Here is a 25,159-nt window from a genome sequence, read left to right as displayed (position 1 = left end):
GAGAAGAGAGCACATGACAGCCGGGCTGTCATGTGCTTGTGGTGCATAATAGCGTGTCTGCGACTAAACTGATCGAACAGCGGTGAGCTTTAGTTTCAGTGGTCGGTCAAGCTGTGCGCCAGGTGATTTCCTCTACGCCATCAGCGCTGATGCGCATCCAGCGGTCGGCTTGCTCGTCGCTTTCTTCTTCCTGCCAGCCGCCCGGCGCGCAGCGGACTTCAACATTCAGTGCCGCGAAGGCCGCTTGAGCGCAGGCCAGGTCGTCAGCCCAGGGCGTGGCATCACTTTCCAGGTACAGGCTGTTCCATTTGCCAACCGCTTTGGGCAGCCAGGTGACGGGTACGTCGCCGGCCGTGCATTTATAGGTCTGGCCTTTCTGCTGCCAAGGCGTGCAGCTGCCCAGTGCGCTGTTCAGCCACTCGCCGATGGCGGTGTGGTCGGCGTCTTTCAGGTAAATCTCGATATCCGGTTGGCGCATGGTCATAGTCTCTCGATCCAGTCGTAGCGGATGGCGACAGTCACGTCGCAAGGTTCGGCGATTACCGCCGCGCGGCGCTCGGCGCTGGCGCGCCAGCCGTGTGGGGTCATGGCCAGCAGGTCGGCGCGGGCCTCGCTGCTGTCCAGGTGCAGATTAAAGGTCAGGGTTTCGCTGTGAGCCAGGCGCATGCCCTCAGGGATCAGCTCCAGGTGTTTCTGATCATCGTAGTCACGCACTTCGTCGTACAGCTTCTGCCGCAATTCCATCAGGTGTTCGCGGGTCGGGCCCATGCGCAGCAGGCCACCACCGGGGGCGAGCAGGCGCTTGGCTTCTTGCCAGTCGAGCGGGCTGAAGACGCTGGCGAGTAATTGGCAGCTGGCGTCCGCCAGCGGCACACGGGCCATGCTCGCCACCAGCCAAGTCAGCTGCGGCGCACGTTTGCAGGCGCGCTTGACCGCCTCGCGGGAGATGTCCAGGGCATAGCCATCGGACTGCGGCAGGGCGTCGGCGATCTGTGTGGTGTAGTAACCCTCGCCACAGCCAATATCCAGCCAGCGTTCCGGGTTATAACCGGCGGCCAGTTCGGCCAGGCGCTGCGCCAGAGGAGCGTAATGCCCACCGTCGAGAAAGCGCCGTCGGGCCTCGACCATGGCGGCGTTATCGCCTGGGTCGCGGCTGTTCTTATGCTGCACAGGCAGCAGGTTCAGGTAACCCTGGCGTGCACGGTCGAAGCGGTGGTTGGCCGGGCAGGCCACACCATTGTCGAGCGTCTGCAGCGGCGCCTGGCAGATCGGGCAGGTCAGGCTCATGCGAGCAGATTGACCAAGGTCTGGTAGTAAATTTCGGTCAGCACATCCAGATCACTGGCCAGCACGCGTTCGTCGACCTGGTGGATGGTGGCGTTGACCGGGCCGAGTTCGACCACTTGGGTGCCAAGGGTGGCAATAAAGCGCCCGTCCGAGGTACCGCCGCTGGTAGACGGTTTGGTATCGCGGCCGGTGATGGCCTTGATGCTGGCCGCTACGGCGTCGAGCAAGGCACCTGGTTCGGTGAGAAAAGGCAGGCCGGAAAGTGCCCAGTCCAGTTCAAAATCCAAGCCGTGTTTATCGAGGATGGCCTGAGTGCGCTGCTGCAGACCTTCAACCGTCGATTCAGTCGAGAAACGGAAGTTGAAGATGGCCTTCAGCTCACCCGGAATCACGTTGGTCGCGCCGGTGCCTGCGTTGAGGTTGGAAATCTGGAAGCTGGTCGGCGGGAAGAATGCGTTGCCGTCGTCCCAATGCTCGGCGGCCAGTTCGGCCAGGGCCGGCGCGGCCAGATGTATCGGGTTGCGCGCCAGGTGCGGATAGGCCACATGACCTTGCTTGCCGCGTACGGTCAGGGTGCAGCCGAGCGAGCCGCGGCGGCCGTTTTTCACTACGTCACCGACCAGGGTAGTGCTCGAGGGTTCGCCGACGATGCACCAGTCCAGGCGCTCGTTACGTTCGCGCAGGCGTTCAACCACCGCCTTAGTGCCGTGGTGCGCCGGGCCTTCTTCATCACTGGTGATCAGAAAAGCGATACGGCCTTTATGGTCCGGGTATTCCGCAACAAAGCGTTCAACGGCGATGATCATCGACGCCAGGCTGCCTTTCATGTCCGCCGCGCCACGGCCACAGAGCATGCCGTCTTCATCAATCAGCGCATCGAATGGCTGGTGCTGCCACTTCTGCACCGGGCCGGTGGGCACCACATCGGTGTGTCCGGCAAAGCACAGTACGGGGCCTTCTTGGCTGCCGTGGCTGGCCCAGAAGTTGTCCACATCTTCGATACGCATCGGCTCGATGGTGAAACCGCAGGCGGCAAGGCGGCGCGTCATCTGCTCCTGGCAGCCTTCATCAAGCGGCGTGACGGAAGGACGACGAATCAGCTCACAGGCAAGCTCCAGCGTCGGGGAGAGGGGCGTGGCGTTGGCGGTCATTGCGGCTCCAAGGCGGCATCAAGCGGAAAGGTCGCCATCTTAAAGCAAAACGGCGGCCATTGGCCGCCGTCTAGTATTCAGGCACACCTGTGATCAGCTGGCCGCGGCGGTTTCCTGCACGCTTGCCTGAGGCGCCGGCAGTGACGACAGCAAAGCCATGATCAGCGCCGCCAGGTAGGGCAGCGACTGCACCAGTAGCATGGCTACCCAGAACTTCACATCGGCGCTCGGCAAGCCCTGGACGATGCTGATACCGATGGCCGAACCCCACAGCAGTAGCATGATAAACACTTCTTCGCGGGCCTCGGCCAAGGCCACCAGGATGCCGTGGTTGCTGGCCATCTTCGGTGTGCGGAAGAACGGAATAGTCTTGGTGAAGGTGCCGTAGAGCACCGCCTTGGCGATCGTGTGCGACAACGCCAGGCCTGCCAGCGCAGCCTGGAAGGAGCGCACCAAGTCAACTCCCATGGCCTTGCGGTAGAGGAACAGGATCTTGCCCAGCTTGAAGAAGAACAGCGCCAACGGCGGGATGGCGAAGATCATCAGCGGCGGGTCAACCCGCTGCGGCACGATGATCATCGCTGCCGACCAGAGCAGCGCACCGACGGTGAAGAAGATATTCAGGCCGTCGGCGATCCACGGCAGCCAACCGGCGACGAAGTGGTAGCGCTGTCCGCTCTTGAGTTCGGAGTCCTTGCCGAGGAACAGGCTGCGTGCATGGCCCTTCATGATCTGAATGGCGCCGTAAGCCCAACGGAAGCGCTGCTTCTTGTAGTCGATAAAGGTGTCCGGCATCAGCCCCTTGCCGAAGCTTTCGTGGGCGTAGGCGGCGCTGTAGCCTTTCTCGAATACGCGCAGGCCCAGTTCGGCGTCTTCGCAGATGGTCCAGTCGGCCCACTTCAGTTCGTCCATCACGGTACGACGGATCATGGTCATGGTGCCGTGCTGGATGATCGCGTCGCGGTCATTACGCGTCACCATACCGATATGGAAGAAGCCTTTGTATTCGGCATAGCAGAGCTTCTTGAATACGTTCTCGTTGCCGTCACGGTAATCCTGCGGTGATTGCACCACGGCAATCTTAGGGTCGCTGAAGTGCGGCACCATGTACTTGAGCCAGTTCTTGTCGACGCAGTAATCAGCGTCGATCACCGCCACCACTTCGGCGTCCGGACAGGTGTGCGGGAGGATGTAGTTCAGCGCACCGCCTTTGAAACCGGCAATCGGTGCTACGTGGAAGAAGCGGAAGCGTGGGCCCAGGACTTTGCAATACGCCTCAACCGGCTCCCACACGGCCGGGTCCTTGGTGTTGTTGTCGATGATGATGACTTCGTAATCCGGATAATCCAGCGCAGCCAGGGCGTCGAGGGTCTGTTTGACCATCTCCGGTGGCTCGTTGTAGCAGGGTACGTGCACCGATACCTTGGGGCGGTAGGCACTGTCGGCCAAGACCGGCTGGAACGGCCTGCGCCGCGCACGGGTCCAGGCGGTTTCAGCCAGTTCGTGGGCTTCTGTCAGTAGGACGATAAACACGCCGAAGGCGCCAATGCCCAACAGCAGGCCAACCAAGGTGCTGAACCAGGTGCTGTATTGCTGGCTGTAGTCGTAACCGATCCACACCAGGGCGGAGCCGCCGGCGAACGCGACAATGGTCAGGAAGGTGCGGCCGCGCTGACGCAGGGCGCTGCCGTCGATCAGCATCAGCGCCAGGCTGAGCAGGGCCAACACCACCGAGCCGATGGCCAGCAAGCGCCACTGGGGAATCGCCACCACCGGCCCTTCGAAGGCGAACTTGGCCTGACGTTCTAGGTTGTACACGCCCCAATACGCCCCCACCGCGCCTTCATCGCTGGCCTTCCACGGCTGGTCGAAAGCTTCGATGACGAAGTAGTTGTAGCCCTTGACGTTCAGTGCATTGACCAGGGTGCGTAGGTAGATGGCCTGGTCCGCCTGTGAGGCGTCGGCGCCGCCGCGCATGCGGCCGTTGCTCGGCCAGCCGACCTCGGAGAGCAGCAGGGGTTTTTTCGGGAAGAGCTTTTTCAGGTCTTTGGCGCGTTCGAGGACGAACTCGGTAGAGTCCTCCATCGGCACAAATTCCCAGTAGGGCAGTACGTGGGCGGCAATCAGGTCGACGTGCTGCGCCAGTTCTGGATGATCCTGCCAGATGTGCCACTGCTCGGAGGTGGTCACCGGCACCTTGACCGCCGCGCGTACGCGGTCGATGTAGGCAATCAGGTCCTCTGGGGTCACTTCACTGCGGAACAGGGCTTCATTACCGACTACCACGCGCACCACGCTGCGTGAGTTGTTGGCAATTTCGATGGCTTTGACGATTTCCCGCTCGTTACGCGCAAGATCCGGACTGATCCAGATGCCCAGGGTTACGCGCAGGCCGAACTCTTCGGCCAGCAACGGGATATTGCCCAGAGGGCCGTCTACCGAGTAGGTGCGGATGTTATCGGTTTGCGTGCTCAGCAACTCCAGGTCAGCACGCATTTGCTCATCGCTGGGGTAGGTGTCCTGCTGCGGGTTCTGCCCGGCGCGGAAGGGCGAGAATGAATACCCGGAGATCTGTTCCGGCCAGTCCGGCGCGGTGACCGGGCGGTTGTACAGCGCCCAGATACCGGTAAACACGGCGGCAATCGCCAGGAACATGACCAGGTTCAGTCCAAACTTACGCGAAGGCATAGTGTGCAGGTCCAGCGAAGGGGCAATAAAAAGCGACGAGCGTCGGGTGGCGCATGCTACGCCGCCGCCATTGGGCTGTATAGCTCGGCCTATGGGCATGTTGATGGGATGCCGAAGGGGCTTGAAGGTTCCTGTTGTGGCAATTTGCCATTGCAGCTCATCGGCTAATTACGCTCTGCATGACACAGCGCTTGGGCGCAGGCCGTCGGCTACCTATAATGCGCGCCGCTGTTGCTTGTGAGAGAGAAGAATGCCCTTAGATGAACAACGCTTTGCCGGAATCGCCCGTCTGTATGGTCGCCAAGGGGCCGAGCGGCTGGCGGCTGCGCATGTGGCGGTGGTTGGTATTGGCGGCGTGGGCTCCTGGGCGGCGGAAGCGTTGGCGCGTTCTGGGGTCGGTGAGATATCTCTGTTTGACCTGGATGATGTCTGCGTCAGCAACAGCAACCGCCAGTTGCATGCCCTCGACAGCACAGTCGGTCAGCCTAAGGTCGAAGTGATGGCCGCACGTATTCGCGGTATCAATCCAGGGTGCGTGGTGCATGCCGTGACGGATTTCGTCACCCGCGAGACCATGGCCGAGTACATCACCGAGCAACTTGATGCGGTGATCGACTGCATCGACAGCGTCAACGCCAAGGCCGCGCTGATTTCCTGGTGCAAGCGGCGCAAGATCCAGGTGATTACCACCGGTGGCGCGGGTGGGCAGATCGACCCGACGCAGATCCAGGTCGGCGACCTGAACAAAACCTGGAATGATCCGCTGGCGTCCAAGGTGCGCTCCACACTGCGCCGCGATTACGGCTTCTCACGCACGCCTGGGCGCAATTACAGCGTGCCCTGCGTGTATTCCAGCGAGCAGCTGCGCTATCCCAAACCCGACGGTACGGTGTGTCAGTACAAGGGCTTTGTGGGGGAGGGGGTCAAGCTCGACTGCGCTGGCGGTTTTGGCGCAGTGATGATGGTGACCGCGACTTTTGGCATGGTCGCCGCTGCGCGCATCGTCGATAAATTGGTTGCTGGTACTCGGCGGCCGGCAGAGCGGCGGCCCGCACATGATGATGTTGGCTAATATTTAAAGAATGACCGGTTGCGGTCGATGTTCAGCAGGGATGTGCTGGTAGTTCTCTTTTGAGGTGTGCTGTGTTGTCCCTGCTGCGTCATGTATTACGTCATGTCCCGCGATATGCGCTGCTGTTTGCTGCGCTCTCTGCTTGCCTGAGTGTCCATGCCCACTCGGTTGTGCGAGTTGGTACCGGTGACTGGGTGCCCTATGTTGACCAGCAGCGCAAAGATGGCGGCGCCCTGTCGCGGTTGGTGCGGGACATTTTCAAGGCGGCCGGTTATCAGGTTGAGTTCGTCTATTACCCCTGGGACCGCAACCTGCTGATGCTCGAACAGGGCGGCCTGGATGCGGTGATGCCGTATATCTGCAGTAAGAGTCGCCAGCGTTTCACTGCATGCAGTGATGCCGTTGTGGCGGGGGACGTGGTGTTATTCCAGCGCAGCGACCAGCAACTTGCTTGGACCCGTTTCGGCGATCTTAAGACGTTCCGCATCGCCACGACGCTGGGCTACTCCTATGGTACGGAGTTTGATGCGGCGCTTGATGCTGGGCAGTTGCAGGTGCAGCAACATGGCAAAGAAGACACTGGCTTCCGTTTACTGAGCCTGGGGCGGGTTGACTTCCACCCTCAGGATCGAGCGGTTGGTTATGCCATGTTGCGTCGCCTGTTTTCCGAACAGGAGCGAGCGTTGATTACCCATAATCCGCGTATTTTGCATGCTGAACCGCTGCACCTGCTGTTTCGCAAAGGTGATGCTAAAGCCGATCAGTTGCGTGAGATATTTAATACCGGCCTGCGGCGCCTGGCGCAGAGCGGTGAGTTGCAGCGTTTGCAACAGGCCCTGTATTCCGGCAATGCCGATCAGTGGCGCGCTGCGCCCTGATCGTTGGCATCGAGCAAGTGCTGCATCCGTGTCAGCACGGCCTGCAGGCCATTGCTGCGTGAGGGTGACAGGTGGCGGGCCAGGCCGAGCTGGGTAAACCAGTCCGGCAGATCCAGTTGCGCCAGTTCGGATGCCGGCAGGCCGTTGACTCTGGCCAGCAGCAGCGCGAGCAAACCCCGCAACAGTCGTGCATCACTGCTGGCGCGAAACTGCCAGTGAGCGCCGTCCTGCTCAGCCAACAGCCACACCTGACTTTCACAGCCTTGCACCCGGTTGGCTTCAATGCGTTCGGCATCACTCAGCGGGACGAGCAGGTCGCCCCATTGCATTAGCAGGCGTGCGCGCTGCTCCCAGCCGGGGCAGGCGCTAAAGGCTTTTAGTGCAGTCTGCGCAGTGGCAGGAAGGCTCATTGCAACAACTCCAAGGCTTGATCCAGCGCGCTGAAAAAACGCTTTAAATCGCCGCCATCGTTATACAAACCCAGCGACACACGAATCGCCCCGTTCAGGCCGAGGCCCTGTAACAGCGGCATGGCGCAGTGATGGCCGGCGCGCACGGCGATGCCTTGTTCGGTCAGCAGGTGAGCCAAGTCGGCATGGTGCACAGCATCGATCACAAAGCTGGCCAGCGCGACAGTCGGTGTGCCGAGCAGGCGCAGGCCCTGGCGCAGTTGCAGCCCTGCGATCAGCTCGGCATGCAATGCCGCTTCGTGGGCGCTGACGGCGCTGGCATTGAGGCTGTTCAGATAATCCAGGCTCGCGCCTAGGGCGATCACTGAGGCAATCGGCGGAGTGCCTGCCTCAAAACCCAATGGTGCTGGGCGAAAGCTGGCGTTGCTGTAGTCGGTGTGCAGCAGCATCTCGCCACCAAACTGCCAGTGCGCCAGCTGCTCAATGGCGTTCGTGCGGCCATAAAGCAGGCCGACGCCGTCCGGACCGTAGAGTTTGTGGCTGGAGCAGATATAGAAATCGCAGCCCAAGGCCTGCACGTCTTGGCGGCTATGCACCACGCCCTGAGTGCCATCGACCAAAGTCAGTGCGCCTTGCGCCTGTGCCAAGGCCAGCAGCGGCTCAAGTGGCTGCCAGCAGCCGAGCACGTTGGACAGCTGGCTTACCGCCAACAGGCGGGTGCGTGGGCCAATCAACTGCGCTGCTTGGGCTAGGTCGATCAACCCATGCTGATCCAGCGGCAGCACCACCAGCTTGAGCTGGCGGCGCAGCGCGAGTTGCTGCCAGGGCAGCAGGTTGGCGTGATGTTCCAGGGCGCTGATGACGATCTCGTCACCGGGTTGCAGGCGCTGCTCCAGGCCGTAGGCCAGCAGGTTGAAGGCTTCGGTGGCGCTGCGGGTAAAGATGATCTGCTGCGCGCTGGGCGCATTTAGCCAGCGTGCAGCCTTCTCACGTGTAGCCTCGAAGGCGCGGGTGGCGCGCTCGCCCGGCAGGTGCTGGGCGCGATGCACATTGGCTGCGCCACCGGCGTAATAGCCGAGCAGGGCATCGAGCATGGCCTTGGGTTTTTGCGCAGTGGCAGCGCTGTCCAGATAGGTCTGGCCTTCGGCCGCAAGGGCCAGAATGCCAGGGAAGTCAGCACGCCATGGGGAGATCAGTGACATGGGCTTGGGCACCGCAAGAACTGTCTGTTGAGTATAAATAGACAGGCCGGGCATGGGCCCGGCCTGTGGCAACTGCGTGGCGCTTAGTTGTGCGCGTGCAGGGCTTCGTTCAGCTCGATAGCCGACTTGTGGGTTTTGCACTCCACAGCGCCGGTTTGCGAGTTGCGGCGGAACAGCAGGTCCGGCTGGCCAGCCAGATCACGGGCCTTGAGCACCTTGACCAGCTTGTTGTCAGCATCCAGCAGCGCCACCTTGGTGCCGGCGGTGATGTACAGGCCGGATTCCACAGTGTTGCGGTCGCCCAACGGAATGCCGATACCGGCGTTGGCACCGATCAGGCAGCCTTCACCCACGGAAATGACGATATTGCCGCCACCGGACAGGGTGCCCATGGTCGAGCAGCCGCCGCCCAGGTCCGAACCTTTGCCGACAAACACGCCCGCCGACACGCGGCCTTCGATCATGCCGGGGCCGGCGGTACCGGCGTTGAAGTTGACGAAGCCTTCATGCATCACGGTGGTGCCTTCGCCCACATAGGCGCCCAGGCGGATGCGCGCGCTGTCAGCGATACGCACGCCAGCCGGCACCACGTAGTCGGTCATTTTCGGGAACTTGTCCACCGAGAAGACTTCCAGCAGATCGCCCTTCAGGCGTGCTTCCAGTTGACGCTCAGCCAGTTCACCGAGGTCGACGGCACCCTGGCTGGTCCAGGCCACGTTTGGCAGCAGCGGGAAGATTCCGGTGAGGTTCAGGCCGTGCGGCTTAACCAGGCGGTGCGACAGCAGGTGCAGCTTGAGGTAGGCCTCAGGCGTGCTGGTGAGTGCGGCGTCTTCGGCGAGCAGGGTGACCACCAGAGGCTTCTGGCTTTCGGCCAGGCGGGTGAGCAGGGCGGACTGCTGGCTGTCGACATTTTTCAGCGCTTCGGCCAGGTCGCCTGCCTGGCTGTTGGTCAGGCTGAGAGCCTGGTTGCCGCCTTGGTACGCGATTTTTTCCAGCACTTTGGCGACCAGTTCGCTGCTCGGGTTGAGCAGTGGCTGGGCGTAGAAGACTTCCAGCCAGGTGCCCTGACGGTTCTGGGTGCCAACGCCGAAAGCCAGGCTGAAGAGGGTTGTGCTCATGTTGTTTTCCTTACCGCAAATTCGTGTGGGCCGGCTGGTTCAAACCAGTTCGGCGGCATAACGGTCAGCCTTGAAGCCAACCAGGGTCTTGTTGCCGAGATCCAGCACCGGGCGTTTGATCATCGACGGTTGGGCGAGCATCAGTTCGATCGCCTTGTGCTGATCGAGGCCGCTTTTCTGCGCCTCGTCCAGCTTGCGGAAGGTGGTGCCTGCGCGGTTCAGGATGGTTTCCCAACCATGCTCATTGCACCACTTTTCCAGGTTGCCACGGTCTATGCCGCAGGCTTTGTAATCATGAAAGGCGTAGCTTACCCCGTGCTCGTCGAGCCACGTGCGGGCTTTTTTCATGGTGTCGCAGGCTTTTATGCCAAACAGGGTCTTGCTCATCAGAGGCTCTTCACAAAATCACGGATACGTTCGGCTGCTGCCACGCACTCGGCCAGCGGCGCGACCAGGGCCATGCGCACACGGCCGGCCCCCGGGTTGTTGCCGTCCACTGCGCGCGACAGGTACGAACCAGGCACCACGGTGACATGCTCGCGGGCAAACAGCTCGCGGGTAAATGTTTCATCGTCTATCGGCGTTTTCGCCCACAGGTAGAAACCGCCATCCGGCCGTTGCACATCCAGCACATCGCCAAGAATCGCCAGCACCGCGTCGAACTTCTCGCGGTACAGGTCGCGGTTGGCTTTGACGTGGGCTTCGTCGCTCCAGGCGGCGACGCTGGCCAGTTGGGTTTGCACCGGCATGGCGCAGCCGTGGTAGGTACGGTACAGCAGGAAAGATTTCAGAATGTCGGCGTCGCCGGCGACGAAGCCCGAACGCAGGCCTGGCAGGTTGGAGCGCTTGGACAGGCTATGGAACACCACGCAGCGTTTGAAATCATGGCGGCCCAATTCGGCGCAGGCCGTGAGCAGGCCGGCCGGTGGGGTGCCTTCATCGAAATACAGCTCGCTGTAGCACTCATCCGCAGCGATCACGAAGTTGAATTTATCGGCCAGGGCTATCAGCTTCTTCAGCGTCGGCAGCGGAATCAGCGCGCCGGTCGGGTTGCCGGGTGAGCAGAGAAAGAGGATCTGGCAACGCTGCCAGACCTCGTCGCTGACGGCGTCGAAATCCGGGTTGAAACCGTGTTCTTCCAAGCATGGCAGGTAGTGCGGCTGTGCGCCGGCAAGAAAAGCCGCGCCTTCATAGATCTGATAGAAGGGGTTGGGGCTGACTACCAGGCCATCGACATCGCGCTTGACCACCGCCTGGGTAAAAGCAAACAGCGCCTCACGGGTGCCGTTGACCGGCAGCACGTGGCGCGCCGGATCGAGCACGCCGGCCGCTAGGCCAAAGCGGCGGTTACACCAGTTGGCGATGGCTTCACGCAGCGCAGGGATGCCCAAGGTGGTCGGGTATACCGCAAGCTGGTCGAGGTTAGTGCGCAACGCCTCAGCGACAAACTCCGGCGAGCGGTGTTTCGGCTCGCCGATCGACAGGGCAATCGGGCTTTTGCCGGCGGGAGCCTGTACGGCGCCCAGCAGTGCGCGGAGCTTTTCGAACGGGTAGGGCTGCAGCTGGTTTAACGCGTCGTTCATTGTTGCTTCCTGAGGTCTGCCAGCGCCCGCATCCAGGATGGCGGGCGGCTCAAGGGTAATAAGGGGCTTTAAATAACGATTCGGCTTAGTTCGGCCTGCGTGCCTGGGGCATCGGACAGTTGCGCAACCATGGTTTCCTGCAGGCGCATGCACAGCTCGGGGTCGGACAGCGGCTGGTTGTGCGCGTCGGTGACGAAGAACACGTCCTCCACCCGCTCGCCCAGAGTGGCGATCTTGGCATTCTGCAGCGACAGGTCGAAGTCGAGGAAAATCCGCCCGATTCGCGCCAACAGGCCCGGTCGATCCGGTGCGGTGACTTCGAGGATGGTCACTGGTCGGTGCGCATCGTTATGAATGGTCACTTGCGGCGCAAAAGCAAAGTGCTTGAGCTGGCGCGGTACCCGGCGTTGGATAATGGCCGGGTAGTCGTCTGGGTTCTTCAATGCGTCGACCAAGCCCTGGCGAATCTCTTTGATCCGCACTGGGTTCTCGCCAATCGAGCCGCCTTCGCCTTCGAGCACGATGTAGGTGTCGAGGGTGAACTGGCTGGTGGAGGTGAGAATCCGCGCGTCATGGATGTTCAGGTTGAGCTGGGCCATGGCCGCCACGGTCACGGCAAAGAAGTCGTGCTGATCCTGGGCGTAGATGAAGATCTGCGTGCCACCTTCAAACTCGCGCTGGGTGGTTTCCTTGATCAGTACTAACGGCTCGCTGTTGTTGCCGTGTTGCAGGATCGCCTCGCTGTGCCAGGCCACGTCAGATGCCGTGTGGCGCAGGAAGTAGTCGTCACCCAGTTGCGACCAGAGTTGCTCGGCATCATCCGGGTCGGTGCCGCCGCGCACTAGGATGTCCAGAGCGGCGATCTGCGTCAGGCGTATCTGCTCTTCGCGGTCCAGTGGGTTTTCTAGGCCGCGGCGCAGCGCACGCTTGGTCTCGGTATACAGCTGGCGCAGCAGGCTGGCACGCCAGGAGTTCCACAGGCTAGGGTTGGTGGCGTTGATGTCGGCCACGGTCAGCACATAGAGGTAATCCAGGCGGGTTTGGTCGCCGACCAGGCGGGCGAAATCGAAGATTACCTGTGGGTCGGATAAATCCTTGCGCTGCGCTGTGGTGGACATCACCAGGTGGTGTTGCACCAGCCAGACGATCAGCTTGGAGTCCCAGTTTGGCAGCTGGTGGCGTACACAGAAGGCTTCGGCATCCACTGCGCCGAGCTCCGAATGGTCGCCGCCACGGCCTTTGCCGATGTCGTGGTAAAGCCCAGCCATATAGATCAGCTCGGGTTTGGGCAGCTTGTCGATCAGTTTGCTGGCTAGGGGGAATTTTTCCGCCAGCTCGGTCCACTTGAACTTACGCAGGTGCTTGATCAGGTTCAGGGTGTGCGCATCGACCGTATAGATGTGGAACAGGTCGTGCTGCATCTGCCCGACAATATGACCGAACTCCGGCAGGTACAGGCCGAGGATGCCGTAACGGTTCATTCGGCGCAGATTACGATGAATGCCTTGCGGGCTTTTGAACAGTTCAACGAACAGGCTGGTGTTGCGGATGTCACGGCGGAAATCATCGTCGATCAGGTGACGGTGCTCGCGCAGCAGACGAATGCTGTTGGCGCAGACGCCTTTGATGTCGGGGTGCTGCGCCATCAGCACGAAGATTTCCATGATGGCAAACGGCGTACGCTTGAAGACGTTGGGGTGCGCGACCTCGATATAGCCATCACGCAGCAGGAAACGACTGTTAAGCGGCGTGGCCTGGCCAATTTCGCCGGCGTTGAGGATTTGCTCTTCAAAGTGCTGGACGATCAGATCGCTCAATTCGGCGATCGCCATCACCACGCGGTAGTACTTCTGCATAAAGCGCTCAATGGCGCGCTTGCTGTCGCTGTCTTCGTAACCCAGCAGGGCCGCTACCTTGCTCTGGTGGTCAAACAGCAGACGGTCTTCGGCGCGGCCAGCGAGCATGTGCAGTGCGTAGCGCACCTTCCAGAGGAGTTCCTGACTGGAGGCGAGCAGGGCGTATTCGCTTTCCAGCAAAAAGCCCTGGCCGACCATGGCGTGCAGGTTCAGCGTGCCGAAATGCCGGCGTGCGACCCAAAGGATGGTCTGGATATCGCGTAATCCGCCGGGTGAGCCTTTGACGTTGGGCTCGAGGTTGTATTCGGTGTCGTTGTATTTGCCGTGACGGGCGCGCTGCTCTTTGTGCTTGGCCAGGAAGAACTGCTTGCTTGGCCACATCTGCTCGGTGCTGGTGACCGCCTGCATACGCTGACGCAGGCGTTCGGGACCGGCAATGGTGCGGCTTTCCATCAGGTTGGTAATCACCGTCAGGTCGGCGCGCGCCTCTTCGGCGCATTCATCCACGCTGCGCACGCTCTGCCCGACTTCCAGGCCGATATCCCAGAGTAGGGTAAGGAAGCGCTCGATGGGCTCGCGGAAGGTTTCGTGGTCGGCATTGTCGAGCAGGATTAGCAGGTCGATATCGGAGAAGGGGTGCAGCTCGCCGCGGCCATAGCCGCCGACTGCGAGCAGGGCGATATCGGCGTCTTCACTCCACGACAGGCGGTCCCAGGCTTCGCGCAATATCTGGTCGACAAACCAGGCGCGGTCTTCAACCAGGCGGCGCACATCGCGACCACTGGTGAAACGCCCGTCGAGCACTTCACGGGCGTGGCGAATGGCCTTTTTGAACGCCGCAATAGGACTGGCCTTTAGGGCCAGTTCCGCCTGGAACTGGCCGCGGTCGAACAGCTCGGGATCTACCTGCGGCATTGCGGCCTTCCTTCTATCTATAAAGCAGACTCAGCGAGCGGCTCAGGCCGATGTACGGGCGATGGTGTCATCACTGCGCAGGGTGAAGATCTCGTAGCCATCAGCGGTCACCAGAATGGTGTGCTCCCACTGGGCGGAGAGCTTGCGGTCCTTGGTGATTGCGGTCCAGCCGTCACCCAGGGTGCGGGTTTCCGGTCGGCCCTGGTTGATCATCGGCTCGATGGTGAAGGTCATGCCTTCCTTCAGTTCCATACCAGTGCCGGCGCGGCCGTAGTGCAGCACTTGCGGCTCTTCATGGAACACCGCACCAATGCCGTGACCGCAGTATTCGCGCACCACCGAGAAACCGTTCTTCTCCGCATGCTTCTGGATCACTTCGCCGATATCGCCCAGGCGCGTACCGGGTTTGATCAGCTCAATCCCTTTATACATGCATTCCTGGGTGATCTTGGCCAGGCGCTCAGCCCACTCTGGCACTTTGCCGACCATAAACATCTTGCTGGTATCGCCGTGGTAGCCATCTTTGATCACGGTGATATCGATGTTGATCACGTCGCCTTCTTTCAGCGGCTTGTCATTTGGGATGCCGTGGCAGACCACGTGGTTGACCGAAGTGCAGATCGACTTAGGGAAACCTTTGTAATTGAGCGGCGCAGGGATGGCCTGTTGCACGTTGACAATATAGTCATGGCAGATGCGATCAAGCTCTTCGGTGGTGACGCCGGGCTTGACGTGTTCGCCAATCATTTCCAGAACTTCGGCAGCCAAGCGACCGGCTACGCGCATTTTCTCGATTTCGTCGGGCGTTTTGATGGTGACGGTCATGTGCGGCTCTCGAACGCGAACAGAAAGGGCGACATCTTAACAGCTACAAGTCGCCAGCCATAAGCGCCACGTTAAACCTGCGGCTAACTTGGCTGCATATGTTGTTGTCTGTGAGTAGCTTGGTCCTGACTTTTATGATATAAAACGCGCCGCTTTACGGGCTGTGTGCCCGAAAGCTTAAACCCACACACGTATCGACACGGTTTCCTGGGTGCCTTGCGACAAGTTCGCCAGGTTGGAGATCGGGATACGTGGAGGCCTAACCCGACTTATCAAGGAACTATCATGTCCCAAGTCAACATGCGCGATATGCTGAAGGCCGGTGTGCACTTCGGCCACCAGACCCGTTACTGGAACCCGAAAATGGGCAAGTACATTTTCGGTGCGCGCAACAAGATCCACATCATCAACCTTGAAAAAACCCTGCCAATGTTCAACGAAGCACTGTCCTTCGTTGAGAAACTGGCTTCGGGCAAAAACAAGATTCTGTTCGTGGGCACCAAGCGTTCCGCTGGCAAGATCGTTGCTGAAGAAGCAGCACGTTGCGGTTCGCCGTACGTCGACCATCGCTGGTTGGGCGGCATGCTGACCAACTACAAAACCATCCGCGCCTCGATCAAGCGTCTGCGTGATCTGGAAGTTCAGTCCCAGGACGGTACTTTCGCCAAGCTGACCAAGAAAGAAGCTCTGATGCGCACCCGTGATCTGGAAAAACTGGATCGCAGCCTGGGTGGTATCAAGGACATGGGCGGTCTGCCAGACGCTCTGTTCGTGATCGACGTTGACCACGAGCGCATTGCTATCACCGAAGCCAACAAACTGGGTATCCCAGTTATCGGCATCGTCGATACCAACAGCAGCCCTGAAGGCGTTGACTACATCATCCCAGGTAACGATGACGCCATTCGCGCCATCCAGCTGTACATGGGTGCAATGGCTGACTCGGTAATCCGTGGTCGCACTAACGCTAATGGCGGCGCCGACGAGTTCGTTGAGCAAGCCCCGGCTGCAGAAGCTGCTGAAGGCTAAGTAAAACGCGCTTAGCGTTTGCTTAGTTCGCAAAAAGGGGGCTTAGCCCCCTTTTTGCCACCTTGAAAACCATCGTCGACGTGCAGTTGCAATCGTTTCTGGTCATTGTCGGCAATGCGTAACGAATTGAGCGCCCGTTTTCGCGGGTGGAATGGTTAACAACCTATCCAGAGGATTTTGAAATGGCAGAAATTACTGCAGCGTTGGTTAAAGAACTGCGTGAGCGTACTGGCGAAGGCATGATGGATTGCAAGAAGGCCTTGACTAAGGCTGGCGGCGACATCGAAAAAGCCATCGACGACATGCGTGCTTCCGGCGCGATCAAAGCTGCCAAGAAAGCCGGCAACGTGGCTGCTGAAGGCGCCATCAGCATCAAGGAAGATGGCAAGACTGCCGTCATTCTCGAAGTCAACTCGCAGACCGACTTCCTGGCTCTGCAGGACGATTTCAAGAACTTCGTTGCTGCCAGCGTCGAGAAAGCCTTTGCTGACAAGATGACCGAAGTTGAGCCGCTGATCGCTGCTCAAGAAGAAGCCCGTCTGGCCCTGGTTGCCAAAACTGGCGAGAACGTCAATATCCGTCGTCTGGCGCGTATTGAAGGTGACGTTCTGGGTTCTTACCTGCACGGCAACAAGATCGGTGTTGTGGTTGTGCTCAAGGGCGGCACCGTCGACCTGGCCAAAGACATCGCCATGCACGTAGCTGCAAGCAACCCTGAATTCCTGCTGCCTTCGGAAGTTTCCGCTGAAGCCATCGAGCGCGAGAAAGCCGTGTTCGTCAGCCTCAACGAAGACAAGATCAAGGGCAAGCCGGCTGAAATCGTCGAGAAGATGGTTGCTGGTCGTATCCAGAAGTTCCTGGCTGAAGCCAGCCTGGTTGAGCAAGCCTTCGTTAAGGATCCGGAAATCAAGGTCGGTGCTCTGGCCAAGAAAGCCGGTGCTGAAATCGTTTCCTTCACCTACTTCAAGGTTGGCGAAGGCATCGAGAAGCCGGTCGACAACTTTGCTGAAGAAGTTGCTGCGCAAGTAGCTGCTGCCAGCAAGCAGTAAGACGGCTAACCGCTGTTGCCCCGAAGAGGCTGCCCGCTAACGCGCGCGGCCTCTTTGTCAAATTGAGGGCACAGCTAAGCTGTGGAGTGGTTGGAGCTTTGGCACCAATGACTCAGGGCGCTGTCGAAGCGCTCGATAAAAGCGAACCGAAGGTTTGCACAGAATTCAAACGCCGCAGGAGAGACTCGCAATGGCTCAGCAGATGAGTGGTCGTCAACCGCGCTACAAGCGCATTCTGCTCAAACTTAGCGGCGAGGCCCTGATGGGGTCGGAAGATTTTGGCATCGATCCCAAGGTGCTGGATCGCATGGCGCTGGAAGTCGGCCAATTGGTCGGTATCGGTGTACAGGTCGGTCTCGTTATCGGTGGTGGCAACCTGTTCCGTGGCGCGGCGCTGAGCGCGGCGGGTATGGATCGGGTCACCGGCGACCACATGGGCATGCTGGCCACCGTGATGAACGCCTTGGCCATGCGCGACGCGCTGGAGCGTTCGAATATCCCGGCAATCGTCATGTCGGCCATCTCCATGGTTGGCGTGACCGATCACTACGACCGGCGCAAGGCGCTGCGTCATCTGAAAACCGGTGAGGTGGTGATTTTCGCCGCTGGCACTGGTAATCCGTTCTTCACCACCGACTCGGCCGCTTGCCTGCGCGCCATCGAAATCGATGCTGACGTGGTGCTCAAAGCGACCAAGGTGGATGGTGTGTACACTGCCGATCCATTCAAAGACCCGCATGCCGAGAAGTTTGATCGCCTGACCTACGATGAGGTGCTCGACCGCAAGCTGGGCGTAATGGATCTGACGGCCATCTGCCTGTGTCGCGACCATAATATGCCGCTGCGCGTTTTCAACATGAACAAGCCCGGTGCCCTGCTGAACGTTGTAGTCGGCGGCGCTGAAGGCACTCTGATTGAGGAAGATAAACATGATCAATGAGATCAAGAAAGACGCCCAGGTACGTATGCAGAAGAGCCTGGAATCGCTGGTTCACGCCTTCAGCCGTATTCGTACCGGTCAAGCTCACCCGAGTATTCTCGGTGGCGTGATGGTGCCTTACTACGGCTCCGACACCCCGTTGAATCAGGTGGCCAACGTCACCGTTAAGGACGCCCGTACCCTGCAGGTTGTAGCCTTCGAGCGCAATATGCTGTCTGCTGTCGACAAGGCGATCCAGAGCTCCGGCCTGGGCTTCAACCCGACCAATCTGGGTGAGCTGCTGCTGATCTCAATGCCTGCGCTGACCGAAGAAACTCGTAAGGGCTTCACCAAGCAGGCGCGTGACGCGGCTGAAGATGGTCGTGTGGCGGTGCGCAATATTCGTCGTGACGCCCTGAGCCAGTTGAAAGACCTGGTTAAAGAGAAGGAAATCAGCGAAGACGAAGAGCGCCGTGCGGCCGACGAAATCCAGAAGCTGACCGATAAGTTTGTCGCGGAAATCGAAGTGGCAGTGAAGCAGAAAGAAGCGGATCTGATGGCCGTTTAACGGCCAGGATATCGTCATGGAAAAGACCAAAGACGGTAGTCCGTTCGCCGTGCCACGGCATGTGGCGATCATCATGGACGGTAATAATCGCTGGGCGAAGAAGCGTCTGCTGCCCGGCGTGGCCGGTCATAAAGCCGGTGTCGATGCGGTGCGTGCGGTGATCGAGGTGTGCGCCGAGGCGGGCGTCGAGGTGCTGACGCTGTTCGCCTTCTCCAGTGAAAACTGGCAGCGCCCGGCCGAGGAAGTCAGTGCGCTGATGGAGCTGTTCCTCAGTGCGCTGCGCCGCGAGGCGAAGAAGCTCAATGCCAATGACATCAGCCTGCGCATCATTGGTGATCGCTCACGCTTTCACCCTGAGCTGCAGGCTGCGATGCGTGAGGCTGAAGCGCAGACTGCTGGCGACAAACGCTTTGTCCTGCAGGTGGCGGCCAACTATGGCGGTCAGTGGGATATCGCTCAGGCGGCGCAGCGTTTAGCCCGTGAAGTTCAAGGCGGTCATTTGCGCGCCGAGGACATCACTCCCGAATTGCTGCAGAGTTGCCTGGTAACCGGCGATTTGCCGCTGCCGGATCTGTGCATTCGCACCGGTGGCGAACACCGCATCAGTAACTTCCTGCTCTGGCAGCTGGCTTACACCGAGCTGTATTTCTCCGACCTGTTTTGGCCGGATTTCAAACACGACGCCATGCGCAAAGCCTTGGCCGATTTTGCTAGCCGCCAGCGTCGCTTTGGGAAAACCAGCGATCAGGTGGCTGCTGAGGCCCGTAGTTGATGCTCAAACAACGAATTATTACGGCGCTGGTGCTGTTGCCATTCGCCCTGGGTGGCTTCTTTCTGCTCAATGGCGCGCTGTTTGCGCTGTTTATCGGCGCGGTGGTCAGTTTGGGCGCCTGGGAATGGGCGCGGCTGGCAGGATTTACTGCCCAGGTGCAGCGCGTGGCCTATTCCGTGCTGGTGGCCGCATTGTTGCTTGGCTTGTATCTGCTGCCCGCCTTGGCGCCCTGGGTGCTGTTGTTTGGGGTTGTCTGGTGGGCGGTGGCGACCTTTCTGGTGTTGGGTTATCCAGCCAGCAGCCGTTACTGGACGCAGGCTCCGGTGAGATTACTGATCGGCTTGCTTATTCTGCTGCCCGCCTGGCAGGGCCTGGTGCTGTTCAAGCAGTGGCCTGAAGCGAATTGGCTGATTCTGGCGGTGATGGTGCTGGTGTGGGGCGCGGATATCGGTGCCTATTTCGCCGGTCGGCGCTTCGGCAAGCGTAAGCTGGCCCCGCAGGTAAGTCCCGGTAAAAGCTGGGAAGGGGTGTTCGGTGGTCTGCTGGCGACCCTGCTGATCTGTGTGGGCGTGGCGATTTACCGCGACTGGTCGTTTGCCAGTCTGTTGCTGGGCTTGATCGGCACCGCCGTGGTGGTGTTGATATCGGTTGTCGGTGATCTGACCGAAAGCATGTTCAAGCGTCAATCCGGGGTTAAGGACAGCAGTAATCTGCTGCCGGGCCACGGCGGCGTGTTGGACCGTATCGACAGCCTGACGGCGGCAATCCCGGTGTTCGCTGCGTTGTTGTGGCTAGCGGGCTGGGGCGCGCTGTGAGTCATCCGCAGCAGATTACTGTGTTGGGGGCGACCGGCTCGATCGGTCTGAGCACCCTCGATGTCATCGCTCGCCATCCAGAGCGTTATCAAGTATTCGCGTTGTCCGGTTTCAGTCGTCTGGCTGAACTGGAGGCGTTGTGCATGATCTACCGCCCGCGCTTTGCTGTGGTACCGCAGGCTCTGCAAGCTCGCCACCTGCAGGAGGGTTTGCGTGCTGCCGGCCTGGCCACTCAAGTGCTGCATGGCCCCGAGGGGTTGTGTGAAGTGGCAGTGCGCCCTGAAGTGGATGCGGTGATGGCTGCCATCGTCGGCGCGGCCGGTTTGCCGCCGACCCTGGCGGCGGTCGAGGCCGGCAAGAAGGTGCTGCTGGCCAACAAAGAAGCTCTTGTGATGTCGGGCGCGCTGTTTATGCAGGCTGTGCGTAAAAGCGGCGCTGTGCTGTTACCAATCGATAGTGAACACAATGCGATTTTCCAGTGCCTGCCGGGTGGCTACGCTCGCGGCCTGCAGCAAGTCGGTGTGCGGCGTATTCTGTTGACCGCTTCGGGCGGGCCATTTCGCGAAATGCCGCTGGAACAGTTGCATGCGGTCACCCCCGAGCAGGCGTGCGCGCACCCCAATTGGTCGATGGGGCGCAAAATCTCGGTCGATTCGGCGAGCATGATGAACAAAGGCCTGGAGCTGATCGAGGCCTGCTGGTTGTTTGATGCTACCCCGGCGCAGATTGAAGTGGTGGTGCATCCGCAGAGCGTGATCCATTCGCTGGTCGATTATGTCGACGGTTCGGTGCTGGCCCAATTGGGCAATCCGGATATGCGTACGCCGATCAGTCATGCTCTGGCCTGGCCAGAGCGAATCGACTCGGGTGTTGCGCCGCTGGATCTGTTCGCCATTGCTCGGTTGGACTTCCAGGCGCCTGACGAACAGCGCTTTCCTTGTCTGCGCCTGGCGCGTGATGCTGCGCAAGCCGGCGGTACCGCGCCAGCCATGCTCAATGCGGCCAATGAAGTGGCGGTTGCGGCCTTTCTTGAGCGACGCATCCGCTTTCCCGAGATCGCGAGTATCATCGAAGACGTTTTGCTCGCTGAGCCCGCCCTGGCGGTTGAGAGCCTGGATACGGTGCTGGCTGCAGATGGTCGGGCCCGCTATCTGGCCGAACAATGGCTGAGTCGGCGCTGATCACCGACGCGGAGAAGTTTGATGAGTGCGCTTTATATGTTGGTCGGTACCCTGGTTGCACTGGGTGTGCTAGTAACCATCCACGAATATGGGCACTTCTGGGTCGCCCGCCGATGTGGCGTCAAGGTACTGCGGTTTTCCGTCGGTTTTGGCAGCCCGCTGCTGCGTTGGCATGACCGCCAGGGCACTGAGTTTGTCGTGGCCGCCATCCCGCTGGGCGGTTATGTGAAGATGCTCGATGAACGCGAAGGCGATGTGCCGCCGGAGCTGCTTGATCAGTCGTTCAATCGCAAGTCAGTCCAGCAGCGTATTGCCATCGTGGCGGCTGGTCCGGTGGCGAACTTCCTCCTAGCGCTACTGTTCTTCTGGGTTGTGGCGATGCTGGGCAGCCAGCAGGTGCGCCCGGTTATTGGCGCGGTCGATGCGGGCAGTCTGGCCGATGTCGCTGGTTTGCAGGTCGGGCAGGAGATTGTTGCGGTTGACGGCGAGCCCACCACCGGCTGGGCTGCGGTAAATCTGCAGCTGGTTAGTCGGCTGGGGGAAAGTGGTCGTCTGGATCTCGCGGTACGCGAGCCGGGTTCCTCGGTCGACAGTCCTCGGCAGATCGTCCTGGATAACTGGCTGCGCGGTGCCGATGAGCCAGATCCCATCTCCTCATTGGGTATTCGTCCTTGGCGTCCGGCTCTGCAGCCGGTGTTGGCGCAGCTTGATCCTGAAGGTCCGGCATTTGCTGCGGGCTTGCAGGTTGGCGATCGCCTGCTTGCGCTCGACGGTCAGTCTTTGGCCGATTGGCAGCAGCTGGTGGATCAAGTACGTGGCTTACCGGGTAAAAAGATTAGTTTACGGGTAGAGCGCCAAGGTCAGCAGCTGGATGTGCCGTTGACTCTGGCCGCCCGCGGTGAAGGTGAGGCGCTCAGTGGTTACCTGGGTGCTGGTGTTGCGGGTGGCGAATGGCCGCCTGAGATGTTGCGCGAAGTCAGCTATGGCCCATTAGAAGCCATCGCCGAAGGTGCCAAAAACACCTGGACAATGAGCGTTCTGACCCTCAATTCACTGAAGAAAATGCTGTTTGGCGAGCTCTCGGTAAAAAACTTGAGCGGGCCGATAACCATTGCTAAAGTGGCGGGCGCTTCTGCTGAGTCAGGTTTGAGTGATTTTCTTAAATTTCTCGCTTACTTAAGCATTAGTCTGGGGGTTCTTAATTTGTTGCCTATCCCCGTGCTGGATGGGGGGCATCTGCTTTTTTATCTGGTCGAGTGGGTGCGTGGTCGCCCGCTGTCGGAACGGATACAGGGTTGGGGGATGCAGATCGGCATCAGTTTGGTCATCGGGGTGATGCTACTGGCCCTGGTAAACGACTTGGGTCGCCTGTAACCACTGCTGAATTACGCTCTCGGTACGAACAATACGTGTCGCACTAAGCGGCAGATTTTTTATTGTCAGTTGGAATAAGAAAGGACTTCATGAAACGTCTGCTGCTACCTGCGGTGCTTGCCGCACTGATGATCACCGAAGTTCACGCCGAGTCCTTCACCATTTCCGATATCCGGGTCACCGGTCTGCAGCGCGTTTCCGCGGGTAGCGTATTCGGTGCCCTGCCACTTAATGTGGGCGCGCAAGCCGATGACCGTTCGCTGGTTGAGGCGACCCGCGAGCTGTTCAAAACCGGCTTTTTCCAAGACATTCAGCTCGGTCGCGATGGCGACGTACTGGTTGTGACCGTGGTTGAGCGTCCGTCGATTTCCAGTATCGAAATCGAAGGCAACAAGGCCATCACCAGCGAAGACTTGCTCAAAGGTCTCAATCAGTCCGGTCTGTCTGAAGGTGAGATTTTCCAGCGCGCAACCCTCGAAGGTGTGCGTAATGAGCTGCAGCGTCAGTACGTTGCGCAGGGCCGCTATTCCGCCGAAATCGAAGCCGAAGTGATTCCGCAGCCGCGTAACCGCGTAGCGCTAAAGATCAATATCAATGAAGGCTCCGTTGCTGCAATTCAGCATATCAACGTAGTGGGTAACTCAGTCTTTGCTGATGAGGACCTGATTGACCTGTTTGAGCTGAAGACCACCAACTGGCTGTCCTTCTTTAAAAACGATGACAAGTACGCCCGTGAAAAACTTTCCGGCGACTTGGAGCGCCTGCGTTCCTATTACCTGGATCGCGGCTATATCAATATGGATATCAGCTCGACTCAGGTATCCATTACCCCGGACAAAAAACACGTCTATGTCACCGTCAATGTCGACGAAGGCGAGAAGTACACCGTACGTGAGGTCAAACTCAGCGGTGAACTGAAGGTTCCGGAAGAAGACGTGCGGGCCCTGCTGCTGGTTCAGGAAGGTCAGGTATTCTCGCGCAAAGTGATGACCACCACGTCCGAGCTGATCACCCGTCGCCTGGGTAACGAAGGCTATACCTTCGCTAACGTTAACGGCGTACCGGAAGCCCATGATGACGGCACTGTGTCTATTACCTTTGTGGTCGATCCGGGCAAGCGTGCTTACGTTAACCGCATCAACTTCCGTGGTAACACCAAGTCTGAAGACGAAGTGCTGCGCCGTGAAATGCGTCAGATGGAAGGTGGTTGGGCTTCGACGTACCTGATCGATCAGTCCAAGACCCGTCTTGAGCGTCTGGGCTACTTCAAGGAAGTTAATGTCGAAACCCCACAGGTGCCAGGCACCGATGACCAGGTTGATGTCAACTACAGCGTGGAAGAGCAGGCTTCTGGCTCCATCACCGCCAGCGTTGGTTTTGCCCAGAACGCCGGTTTGATTCTCGGTGGCTCGATTACCCAGAACAACTTCCTGGGTACGGGTAACAAGGTTAGCGTCGGCCTGACCCGAAGCGAATACCAGAGTAACTACAACTTCGGCTTTGTTGATCCCTACTGGACGCCAGATGGCGTTAGTTTGGGTTACAACGCCTTCTTCCGTGAAACCGATTACGACGAACTGAATACTGATGTATCCAGTTACTCGGTGGACAGCTACGGTGCGGGTGCCAGTATTGGTTATCCAATCAGCGATACCTCGCGTCTGACTTATGGCTTGACCATCCAGAACGACAGCATCGGTACCGGTGTGTATACCGTTGATGAGATTTTCAACTTTATCGAGGCCGAGGGTGACAGCTACCTGAACCTCAAAGCGTCGATTGGCTGGTCTGAATCGACTCTGAACCGTGGTGTGCTGGCTAACCGCGGTCATTCGCAAAGCCTGGTATTCGAAACCACAGTGCCGGGCAGTGACCTGTCGTTCTTCAAAGTGGATTACCGTGGCCAGATATTTAAACCGCTGAGCGACACCTATACCTTGCGCTTGCATACCCAGCTGGGTTATGGCGAAAGCTACGGCTCTACTTCTGACCTGCCGTTCTATGAGCATTACTACGCGGGTGGTTTCAACTCGGTACGTGGCTTTAAGGACAGTAGCTTGGGGCCACGCAGCACGCCGAGTCGGGGGACTAACCCTGGTACAGCCTTCGATCCAGATCAAGATCCGCTTCCGTTCGGCGGTAACGTCCTTATCCAGGGTGGTGCTGAACTGCTGTTCCCCATGCCGTTCGTAAAAGATCAGCGTTCCCTGCGTACAGCACTGTTCTGGGACGTGGGTAATGTCTTCGACACCAATTGCGGTAATTCTCAAGCAAATTGCAGCAGTATTGATCCTGGCAACTTGGCCAGCTCGGTCGGTGTTGGTTTGACCTGGATCACCGCATTGGGTCCGTTGAGCTTTAGTTTGGCTATGCCGATCATCAAACCGGATGATGCTGACACGCAGATTTTCCAGTTCTCTCTCGGTCAGACGTTCTAAGCGTCGGATTTTTGAACACCAACAGTTTT

General features: G+C 59.4%; 22 protein-coding genes. 11 read left to right on the top strand and 11 right to left on the bottom strand.

Annotation, left to right across the window (positions count from 1 at the left end; all coding sequences use genetic code 11):
• Window positions 1-106 precede the first annotated feature (106 nt).
• From HBN63_RS12670 to HBN63_RS12655, 4 genes are all read right to left on the bottom strand, one after another.
• Entirely contained in the window at window positions 107-478 is a 372-nt protein-coding gene (locus HBN63_RS12670) for a hypothetical protein (RefSeq protein ID WP_167144225.1), read from the bottom strand.
• Window positions 479-480: 2 nt separating this feature from the next.
• Window positions 481-1,287: a putative RNA methyltransferase gene (locus HBN63_RS12665; protein WP_170049657.1), complete on the bottom strand. Its 807-nt coding sequence runs from the start codon at window positions 1,285-1,287 to the stop codon at window positions 481-483.
• Window positions 1,284-2,438, bottom strand: a complete 1,155-nt coding sequence (dapE, locus tag HBN63_RS12660; RefSeq protein WP_090248412.1) for a succinyl-diaminopimelate desuccinylase — start codon at window positions 2,436-2,438, stop codon at window positions 1,284-1,286. Before dapE ends, HBN63_RS12665 begins: the two co-directional genes overlap by 4 nt.
• A 93-nt stretch (window positions 2,439-2,531) precedes the next feature.
• A complete protein-coding gene (locus HBN63_RS12655) occupies window positions 2,532-5,126 on the bottom strand; it encodes a glycosyltransferase (protein WP_170049656.1) in 2,595 nt (864 codons plus the stop codon).
• Between the two features lie 250 nt (window positions 5,127-5,376).
• On the opposite strand from HBN63_RS12655, the gene tcdA reads away from it, so the two are divergent.
• A complete protein-coding gene (tcdA, locus tag HBN63_RS12650; protein WP_170049655.1) occupies window positions 5,377-6,198 on the top strand; it encodes a tRNA cyclic N6-threonylcarbamoyladenosine(37) synthase TcdA in 822 nt (273 codons plus the stop codon).
• Between the two features lie 74 nt (window positions 6,199-6,272).
• Window positions 6,273-7,076, top strand: coding sequence for a transporter substrate-binding domain-containing protein (locus HBN63_RS12645; RefSeq protein WP_256665392.1), 804 nt, complete (start codon window positions 6,273-6,275; stop codon window positions 7,074-7,076).
• Here the strand turns inward: HBN63_RS12645 and HBN63_RS12640 are convergent.
• The 7 genes from HBN63_RS12640 to map all read right to left on the bottom strand — a co-directional run bounded on the left by HBN63_RS12640 (window position 7,055) and on the right by map (window position 14,985).
• On the bottom strand, window positions 7,055-7,486 hold the full coding sequence (locus HBN63_RS12640) for a SufE family protein (protein ID WP_170049654.1): 432 nt from the start codon (window positions 7,484-7,486) through the stop codon (window positions 7,055-7,057). The two genes, HBN63_RS12645 and HBN63_RS12640, sit on opposite strands and share 22 nt — an antisense overlap.
• Window positions 7,483-8,688: a cysteine desulfurase gene (locus HBN63_RS12635; RefSeq protein WP_170049653.1), complete on the bottom strand. Its 1,206-nt coding sequence runs from the start codon at window positions 8,686-8,688 to the stop codon at window positions 7,483-7,485. The genes HBN63_RS12640 and HBN63_RS12635 overlap by 4 nt, the downstream gene beginning before the upstream one ends.
• 83 nt (window positions 8,689-8,771) lie before the next feature.
• A complete protein-coding gene (gene dapD / locus HBN63_RS12630; RefSeq protein WP_170049652.1) occupies window positions 8,772-9,806 on the bottom strand; it encodes a 2,3,4,5-tetrahydropyridine-2,6-dicarboxylate N-succinyltransferase in 1,035 nt (344 codons plus the stop codon).
• A 39-nt stretch (window positions 9,807-9,845) separates the two neighbouring features.
• On the bottom strand, window positions 9,846-10,193 hold the full coding sequence (locus HBN63_RS12625; RefSeq protein ID WP_167141713.1) for an ArsC family reductase: 348 nt from the start codon (window positions 10,191-10,193) through the stop codon (window positions 9,846-9,848).
• Complete coding sequence (gene dapC, locus HBN63_RS12620; RefSeq protein WP_170049651.1) at window positions 10,193-11,389, bottom strand: succinyldiaminopimelate transaminase; 1,197 nt, start codon at window positions 11,387-11,389, stop codon at window positions 10,193-10,195. Before dapC ends, HBN63_RS12625 begins: the two co-directional genes overlap by 1 nt.
• A gap of 68 nt (window positions 11,390-11,457) precedes the next feature.
• Window positions 11,458-14,160, bottom strand: a complete 2,703-nt coding sequence (locus HBN63_RS12615; RefSeq protein WP_170049650.1) for a [protein-PII] uridylyltransferase — start codon at window positions 14,158-14,160, stop codon at window positions 11,458-11,460.
• Between the two features lie 42 nt (window positions 14,161-14,202).
• Window positions 14,203-14,985 carry a type I methionyl aminopeptidase gene (gene map / locus HBN63_RS12610; RefSeq protein WP_170049649.1) on the bottom strand — a complete coding sequence of 261 codons (783 nt, stop codon included), beginning with the start codon at window positions 14,983-14,985 and terminating at the stop codon, window positions 14,203-14,205.
• A gap of 285 nt (window positions 14,986-15,270) precedes the next feature.
• Between map and rpsB the strand changes: the two genes are divergently transcribed.
• The 9 genes from rpsB to bamA all read left to right on the top strand — a co-directional run bounded on the left by rpsB (window position 15,271) and on the right by bamA (window position 25,130).
• Window positions 15,271-16,014, top strand: a complete 744-nt coding sequence (rpsB, locus tag HBN63_RS12605) for a 30S ribosomal protein S2 (protein WP_170049648.1) — start codon at window positions 15,271-15,273, stop codon at window positions 16,012-16,014.
• A gap of 182 nt (window positions 16,015-16,196) precedes the next feature.
• Window positions 16,197-17,063 (top strand): translation elongation factor Ts, encoded by an 867-nt coding sequence (tsf, locus tag HBN63_RS12600; RefSeq protein WP_160085136.1) that lies wholly within the window; start codon window positions 16,197-16,199, stop codon window positions 17,061-17,063.
• Between the two features lie 190 nt (window positions 17,064-17,253).
• Window positions 17,254-18,003: a UMP kinase gene (gene pyrH, locus HBN63_RS12595; RefSeq protein WP_090248393.1), complete on the top strand. Its 750-nt coding sequence runs from the start codon at window positions 17,254-17,256 to the stop codon at window positions 18,001-18,003.
• Window positions 17,993-18,550, top strand: a complete 558-nt coding sequence (gene frr, locus HBN63_RS12590; RefSeq protein ID WP_090383231.1) for a ribosome recycling factor — start codon at window positions 17,993-17,995, stop codon at window positions 18,548-18,550. Before pyrH ends, frr begins: the two co-directional genes overlap by 11 nt.
• Before the next feature lie 16 nt (window positions 18,551-18,566).
• Window positions 18,567-19,322, top strand: a complete 756-nt coding sequence (uppS, locus tag HBN63_RS12585) for a polyprenyl diphosphate synthase (RefSeq protein ID WP_090248390.1) — start codon at window positions 18,567-18,569, stop codon at window positions 19,320-19,322.
• A complete protein-coding gene (locus tag HBN63_RS12580; RefSeq protein ID WP_170049647.1) occupies window positions 19,322-20,137 on the top strand; it encodes a phosphatidate cytidylyltransferase in 816 nt (271 codons plus the stop codon). Before uppS ends, HBN63_RS12580 begins: the two co-directional genes overlap by 1 nt.
• Window positions 20,134-21,318: a 1-deoxy-D-xylulose-5-phosphate reductoisomerase gene (gene ispC, locus HBN63_RS12575; protein ID WP_170049646.1), complete on the top strand. Its 1,185-nt coding sequence runs from the start codon at window positions 20,134-20,136 to the stop codon at window positions 21,316-21,318. Before HBN63_RS12580 ends, ispC begins: the two co-directional genes overlap by 4 nt.
• Before the next feature lie 21 nt (window positions 21,319-21,339).
• The gene (gene rseP / locus HBN63_RS12570) at window positions 21,340-22,692 is read left to right on the top strand and encodes a sigma E protease regulator RseP (RefSeq protein ID WP_170049645.1); all 1,353 of its coding nucleotides are present in this window, start codon (window positions 21,340-21,342) and stop codon (window positions 22,690-22,692) included.
• 89 nt (window positions 22,693-22,781) lie between these two features.
• A complete protein-coding gene (bamA, locus tag HBN63_RS12565; protein ID WP_170049644.1) occupies window positions 22,782-25,130 on the top strand; it encodes an outer membrane protein assembly factor BamA in 2,349 nt (782 codons plus the stop codon).
• Window positions 25,131-25,159 lie beyond the last annotated feature (29 nt).

It is taken from the genome of Pseudomonas sp. WS 5011 (assembly GCF_012985775.1).
Lineage (GTDB): Bacteria > Pseudomonadota > Gammaproteobacteria > Pseudomonadales > Pseudomonadaceae > Aquipseudomonas > Aquipseudomonas peli.
This window is presented reverse-complemented; position numbering and strand designations above follow the sequence as displayed.